This window comes from Corallococcus terminator (assembly GCF_003611635.1).
Lineage (GTDB): Bacteria > Myxococcota > Myxococcia > Myxococcales > Myxococcaceae > Corallococcus > Corallococcus terminator.
Genome location: NZ_RAVZ01000410.1, coordinates 1 through 7,480, shown reverse-complemented (window position 1 = coordinate 7,480; position 7,480 = coordinate 1). Strand labels below are relative to the sequence as shown.

Sequence of the window (7,480 nt, the reverse complement as noted above, 5' to 3'; positions counted from 1 at the left end):
CTCCTGCCCCCCTGCCGTCAGCCCCACCTACATGGGCCGTCCCACAGGGGATGACCCGTCCAGGAACTGCTGCGTCCGGCACTCTTGTGGCATATACCCACACCATGCCTTCCGCCCTCACCGCCTCCCAGATCCGCGAGGCGTTCCTCCAGTTCTTCGAGGAGCGCTCCCACCGTCGCGTGGCCTCGTCCTCGCTGGTACCCGTCGGCGACCAGACCCTGCTGTTCACCAACGCCGGCATGGTCCAGTTCAAGGACGTGTTCACCGGCCGCGAGCAGCGCGACTACCGCCGCGCCACCTCGTCGCAGAAGTGCGTGCGCGCGGGCGGCAAGCACAACGACCTCGACAACGTGGGCTACACCGCCCGGCACCACACGTTCTTCGAGATGCTCGGCAACTTCTCCTTCGGCGACTACTTCAAGCCCGAAGCCATCGCGTTCGCCTGGGAGTTCGTGACGAAGCGGCTGGGCCTGGACATCTCCCGGCTCGCCGTCACCGTGTTCAACGGCGAGAAGGGCATCCCCTGGGACGAAGAGGCCTTCGCCCTCTGGGAGAAGCAGGGCGTCGCGACCGACCGCATCCTGAAGCTCGGCTACAAGGACAACTTCTGGGCCATGGGCGACACCGGCCCGTGCGGCCCCTGCTCGGAAATCCACTACCACCAGGGCAACGACATCCCGTGTGTCGAAGAGGCCGCGGGCCGTCCGTGCCAGGGTGTCGCGTGTGATTGCGACCGGTGGCTGGAGATCTGGAACCTCGTGTTCATGCAGTTCGAACGCAAGGAGAAGGACGCGCCCCTCATCCCGCTGCCCAAGCCGTCCATCGACACGGGCGCGGGCCTGGAGCGCATCGCCGCCGTCGTCCAGGGCAAGCGCTCCAACTACGACACCGACCTGTTCCAGGGCATCCTCGCCACCGTCAGCCAGTTGTGCGGCCAGCCCTACACCCAGGAGACCGGCGCCTCGCAGCGCGTCGTCGCCGACCACGCCCGCGCCACCGCGTTCCTCGTGGCCGACGGCGTCCAGCCCTCCAACGTGGAGCGCGGCTACGTCCTGCGCCGCATCATGCGCCGCGCCATCCGCCACGGCGCCACGCAGCTCGGCCTCAAGGAGCTGTTCTTCTACAAGGTCGTGGACCGCGTCATCGAGCTCATGGGCGACGCGTTCCCCGAGCTGCGCGAGAGCCGCACCTTCCTGCTGGAGGTCGCCAAGCACGAGGAGGAGGGCTTCCGCCGCACGCTCGACCGCGGCCTGAAGCTGATGGACGAGGAGCTGGCCAAGCTCCAGACCTCGGGCCAGAAGGTCCTCTCCGGCGAGCTCGTCTTCCTGCTTCACGGCACCTACGGCTTCCCCTGGGACCTCACGCAGATCATCGCGCGCGAGCGCGGCTTCGACGTGGACCTGGAGGGCTACAAGAAGCTCATGGACGATCAGGTCTCCGATCCCGGCCTGACCACGAACTCGAAGGCCTCCGGTGAGGTCTTCCACACGATCCTCAATCGCGTGGGCACCACCACGTTCCTCGGCTACGACGGCGAAGGCCACGAGGGCGAAGGCAGCGTCATCGCGCTCGTGCAGGACGGCTTGGAGGTGCCCCAGGTCTCCGCGGGCGCCACGGTGGACATCGTGCTGGACCGGACGCCCTTCTACGGCGAGTCCGGCGGCCAGCAGGGCGACACCGGCCGCGTCGTCGCCCACGGCGGCAAGACGGTGGTGCAGGTGAAGGACGCGCAGCGCCCGGTGCAGGGGCTCATCGTCCACACCGCCGAGGTGACGGAGGGCACGCTGAAGGTCGGCGACATGGTGCAGACGTCCGTGGACGTGGAGCGCCGCAAGTCCATCCGCGCGAACCACTCCGCCACGCACCTGCTCCACAAGGCGCTCAAGCGCGTGCTGGGCGAGCACGTGAAGCAGGCGGGCTCCGTCGTCGCGCCGGACTTCCTGCGCTTCGACTTCTCGCACTTCTCCCCCGCCACACAGGACCAACTGGAGCAGGTGGAGGACCTGGTCAACACGTGGGTGCGCGACAACGCGGGCGCCCAGACGCGCATCATGTCGCTGGACGACGCGAAGAAGTCCGGCGCGGTGGCCATGTTCGGTGAGAAGTACGGCGACACCGTGCGCGTCGTCACCGTGCACCCGGAGTCCACCGAGCTGTGCGGCGGCACGCACGTGAAGCGCAGCGGTGACATCGGTCTGTTCAAGGTGACCAGCGAGAGCGGCATCGCGTCCGGCGTGCGGCGCATCGTGGCCGTCACCGGCGTGGGCGCGCTCCAGTTCGTGCGCGAGCAGGAGCACGAGCTCAAGAAGGTCGCGGCGCTCTTGCGCACGTCGCCCAAGGAGGTCGCCCTGCGCGTGGAGGCGACCCAGAAGCGCGTGAAGGAGCTGGAGCGCAAGGTGGAGGAGGTCGCGGTGAAGGCCCAGACGGCCTCCAACAAGGACCTCCTGGACCAGGCGCGCGACGTCAACGGCACGAAGGTGCTGGCGACGCGCGTGGACCCCGCGGACGACAAGGTGTTCCGCGGCATGGCGGATCAACTGCGCGATCGCATCGGCTCCGGCGTGATTGCCATTGGCGGCGAGAAGGACGGCCGCGCCATCATCCTGGTGGCCCTAACCAAGGACATGGTCGCCAAGGGCATGAGCGCGGGCAACCTGGTGCGCGAGATGGCCAAGGAAGTGGGCGGCAAGGGCGGCGGCAAGGCGGACATGGCGCAGGCCGGTGGTCCGGACGCGGCCAACCTGCCCGCGGCGCTGGAGAAGCTCTACGAGCTGGTGAAGGGCGCGAGCCCGGCGTGAGTCTCCACGCCCCGACCTGGCCCGGGATGTTCCTGACGGCGGCCCTCCTCCTGGGGGGCTGCACGAAGGACTCCTCCACGCCCGAGTCCGGGCAGGAGGCCGCATCGAACACGCTGGACAAGCTGCGCGCGGAAGCAGACCGGGTGAAGAAGGGCGGCGCGGCCTCCGCCCGTCCGAGGCAGGAGCCGGAGCAGGAGTCGCGGCTTGCGGGGCTCGCAGCGGAGATGGGCGACACCGGTCCGAGCAAGCTGCGGCTGCCCTCGCCCAACGACACCGTGCACGTGGACACGGTGGCGATGAAGCTCACCGGGTTGCAGTCGTCGCACTCGGTGAAGGGCAGCTCCGGAAAGACAGGGTTGGGGCTCACCACGGAGGACCTGTTCCTGCGCGTGGAGCTCGTCACCCAGAACGTGGGCAAGGTGCCCGCGCCGCTGGCGTTGGACGGAGCGTGGCTGACGGACGCGAAGGGGCAGACGTACGCGCTCGCGCGTGACGCGCAGGCGGTGGCCGGAACGCGGCCCCTGCCCACCACCTGGGCGCCCGAACAGCGCACGGAGGTGGTGCTGATGTTCGAGCTGCCTCCGGAAGCGGTGCAAGACGATGGGCTGGCGCTCGTGGTGAAGGGCGCTGGCGGGGACGTGCGGATCCCCTTGCGATGACCGGGCCGGCCCCCAAGCTCCTCCCCCTGCGCATCCGCCTGCCGTACACGGCGGAGGAGGAGTTCATCGAGCGGTATGGCTCGAACGTGGGGCGCGGCGGAGTCTTCGTGGCCACCCGGGCCCTCAAGCCGGAGGGCACGGGCCTGGCGTTCGAGTTCGTCCTCGCGGACGGCACGCGGCTGCTTCGCGGTGAAGGCGTGGTGAGCAAGGCCCAGCCGGACGTGGGCAACGCGCGGGCCGGAATGACCGTGCGCTTCACCAAGCTGGATGCGGCGAGCAAGGCGCTCATCGACCGCATCGTCGCTCGGCGCGCTGGGACGGAAGCGGAGCGGGAGGATCCGACGCTGGCGTCGCCCTCCGCCCCCAGGACGGAACCGGCGTCGCTCCCGCCGGGACTCGTGCGCAAGGCCGCAGCCGTGGCGCCCTCGCGGCCTTCGATGCGGATGGCGGCGCTGCCCCCCGCGCGGAGCCCGGGTGAGGCGACGCCCATTCACCGCGAAGTTCTTCCGCTTCCGGGCACCCCAGGCGTGCCGCCACCCGGGACGGCGGGGGCAGCGGGAAGTGCTCGGCGGGCTCCGGATGTGACGCCGAAGGCGCCCGTGCCCGCGCCCGTCGTGGAAGCGCCTCACGCGGTCGCTCCCCCGGTCCTGGCCGAGCCCGATGAACCGGTGTCGCTCTTCCCGGAGCACGAGGCGGGAGAGGAAGCCCTCGCGTCGATTCCGGACGTGGGTCCTTCGCGCGATGCACGGGGGAACAAGTCCATCCCGGGGATGCCGCAGCGGTCGACCCGGGAGATGTTCACCGTGCGCTCCGCCTCCGCGGAGTCGCCTGGGATGAGGCCGGAGACGAAGGACTGGAAGGCGCCGCCTGCCTCTTCCGGATCCTTCCCCGCCGTGAGGCTGCCGTCCGAATCCGGTTCGACGGCGCAGGGCGGGTCGTCATCCGTTGCGGGACGGGAGCCGGTCCGGCCCACGGATCCGGATCCGTTCGAGTCCTCCGAGGAAACGACGGACGCGGCCGGGACAGAGGCCTTCGCGCTCTTCACCGAGCCCGAGTTTCCGGAAGGACGCGCGGAGACGCCGGTCTGGAACCAGTCCCCGGTCGCGCCTCCCGCCTTCGAGGAAGAAGCTCCTTCGCCTGGAACGGCGACGTCCGAGTCCGCCCCGGGGCTCGATGCCACCGCGATGGCTGGGCTCACGCCTGCGTCGGTGGACGCGTTCGATCCGAACGGGGTGCTCGGGGAAGTGCACGCGGCAGGGCTCTCGCAGGAGGAGCCCGCATCCCACGCCGACGCGGCGGTTCCCAGCGACACGGGAGCAACGCCAGACGCGCGGTTCGATGCTGGTGCGGTGGAGGCTGCATCCCAGGACACGCCTGCCTTCGTGGAGGCGGAGTCGACCGGTGTTGAGGCGGCGCGCACTGGTGTGGCGACCGATGTCGAGCAGCCGCTCGACTTTGATGTCGACCTCCACATGGATGCCGAGGAGGGAACCTCTCCGGAGGCCAGCGCCCCTGAAGCTGCTGACGGTGCGCTCGGGGTCGAGCCCACGGAGTCCGCCTCCGAACCGGAGCCCGAGGTTTCGCCGTCACTGACGGCCTCGGAGCCGCTCCGTGCGTGGGAGCAGGATGCGGCGCCTCGCAATCCGGAGGCCGAGCGCCTGCTCGCGTGGGGCATCGACCCCGCGTCCATCCAGCGCGAAGCGAGCGCACTCCCGGAAGAGGTGGATCCGTTCGCCGCCGCGCTGGAGCAGGCCGTCGCCACGAGCGACCCGGCGGACCTGTTCCGCGACGATGAGATCGCGGCTTCGCGTTCCGATGCGCCAGCCACGAAGACGCCAGGCAGCGACGACGAAGTCGCGATGGCGGACGACCGGACCGGTGCGAGTCCGGACGCGGGTGCGGTGTTCGACACCACGGCGACTCCGGAGGCCACGGAGCCTCACGTCACGGCGCCGTTTGAATCACGCGCCGAGGAGCCCGCAGCGGAGTGGGCATTCTCACCCCCGGTGGATTCCGAGTCCCCAGCGGACGAGGCCCAGGCGGCATGGCCGCGCACGGACACGGAGACGTTCGCACCAGTCGAGACGCCCGCGGGCGCGTTGAGCGAGGAGGATGCCTGGACCGCGCTCGTCGGTGCGACCGCGTCTCCTGATGCGGAAGCTCTCGCTTCCGGGTCCACACCGATGCCCGAGCAGGAAGCCGCGCAAGCTGGCGCAGTTCGTGCGGAAGAAGCTCCCTTCCCTCCCGCACTGACACACGCGGAGCAGTTCGCGCAGGGCGAGGACTCTCCAGATACCGGGGTCTCATCCGCAGCGGAGTTCCACGCGGAAGAAGCGTCTTCTTCCGAAGCGGCGACGTTCCAGTCGGAGGGGTCGAGCGAGGAAGCAGCTTCGGCGGAGTTTTCGACGACGCATGCCGCATCGACGGTCGAGGAGGCCTCGACGGAAGGCGTGGTCTCGGACGCCGATGCCGCGCCCGAGCAGTCCCTGAACCACGCGGAACGCTCACACGCGTCGCTGGCGGATCCCGCTGCCGAGGCGTTCGCGGATGCCATTCCGGTCGAAGAGGGATGGGACGACGAGGAGCCGTCGGTTTTCACGGTGGACTCCGAACCCACCTCCGGAGCCGTTGCGGACCACCGTGGCGAAACCGTCGCGGGGCAGACTGGCATCGAGCCTTCGGCGGCGGACTCCCTTGAGCCCGCGAGCGAAGAGGCGCCCCCGCTTCCCATCTCCACGTCAGTGGCTTCTGTCGAGGCAGGGCCAGAGGGCACGGATCCGTCCGCGACCGAGCCAGCAAGCCTCTTCGCTGGCGATGGGCCTGACTCAGGGGTGGCAGCTCACGCCTCTGAGACCTTCTCTCAAGAGGAGACCCCGCACGACGGTTCGGCCACTCCGACGGCACTGCCCTCGCTTGAAGCCGCGTCCCTCTACGGCCAGCCAGATTTCCCCAGCGTCGCGGCACATGACTCCGAGCCGGAGGTCTCCACGTCGGTAGGCCAGGAGGATGCGTCCTCTCCCGCCCAGACAACGTCGGATTTCGTCGCGAGCACGACGGAAGCTTCCTCTCCGGAAGCTGGCTTCGCGAGCCCCACGGATCCGACGGGCGCGGCGACGCTTGAGGAGGCGCTGTCCACATCGAAGATGCAGTCCGCAGCAGGCATCACCGCGGCTGACACGGACTGGGTAGGCGCGGCGACCCTCGCGAAGGCTTCGTCCGTGACGGACTCGGACCCTTCAGCGGAGAAGACAGGCACCGCCACCTCGGAAGCAGTCACGCCGCCTGAGCAGGACACGGCAAGCACTGCTCCGGATCCACTCGCGCTCACCACGGAGCCTCCGGACACCGCGACCCACACGGCCCCGTCCGAAGGCGCGTTGCGAGCGGACTCTTCGTCGCCCTCCTGGCCAGACACGGAAGACACCGCAGCGGATCCATCCGCTACGGGCACGGTCCGACCGGGTGAGGCACCGCACGAAGAAGCGACGTCCGCACCTGAGACGACGCCGACCCGTGTCGGGCCTTCGACGGACGAAACGCAACACGCGGCAGCGGTATCCGCAGCCTCGAAGGAGCCGGCCCCCACATCGGACGCAGCGCTTCGCGAGCCAGCGGGATCAGCAGCCGCGAAGGAGCTTGAGTCCGCAACGGATGCAGCGTCCCGCGAAGCAGCGGCATCCGCCGTCTCGCAGGTTTCTGTCTCTACGACAGATGCAGCGCCCCACGCGCCAACGGATGCAGCCGCCGCGAAGGAGTCTGCCTCTACTGCGGATGCAGCGCCCCGCGAGGCAGCGGCATCAGCAGCCTCGAAGGATTCGGCCTCCACGCCGGACGCTGCATCCCCGACAGTCTCAAACGCCCTGCCAGCACCTGCCTCCGCCACGCCCACGACGGAGCCAGCAGAGAGCAACACCGCAACGCCAACCAGCGCCCACGCCGCGCTTGCCATCGCAGAGGCCGCGTCCTCGACCGGCCCCTCCTCCGATACGAAGCCCACCAGCACACCGGCCCCATCCCCGACGG

The 7,480-nt window shown here is 69.7% G+C and carries 3 protein-coding genes; all 3 read left to right on the top strand.

What is annotated here, in order from left to right; all coding sequences use genetic code 11:
- Positions 1-104 precede the first annotated feature (104 nt).
- Positions 105-2,798, top strand: a complete 2,694-nt coding sequence (alaS, locus tag D7V88_RS36395) for an alanine--tRNA ligase (protein ID WP_120545183.1) — start codon at positions 105-107, stop codon at positions 2,796-2,798.
- Entirely contained in the window at positions 2,795-3,457 is a 663-nt protein-coding gene (locus D7V88_RS36390; protein WP_120545182.1) for a hypothetical protein, read from the top strand. Before alaS ends, D7V88_RS36390 begins: the two co-directional genes overlap by 4 nt.
- Positions 3,454-7,480, top strand: a 4,027-nt coding sequence (locus tag D7V88_RS36385) for a TIGR02266 family protein (RefSeq protein WP_120545181.1), incomplete at its 3' end; no start/stop codon positions are given. The genes D7V88_RS36390 and D7V88_RS36385, both read left to right, overlap by 4 nt.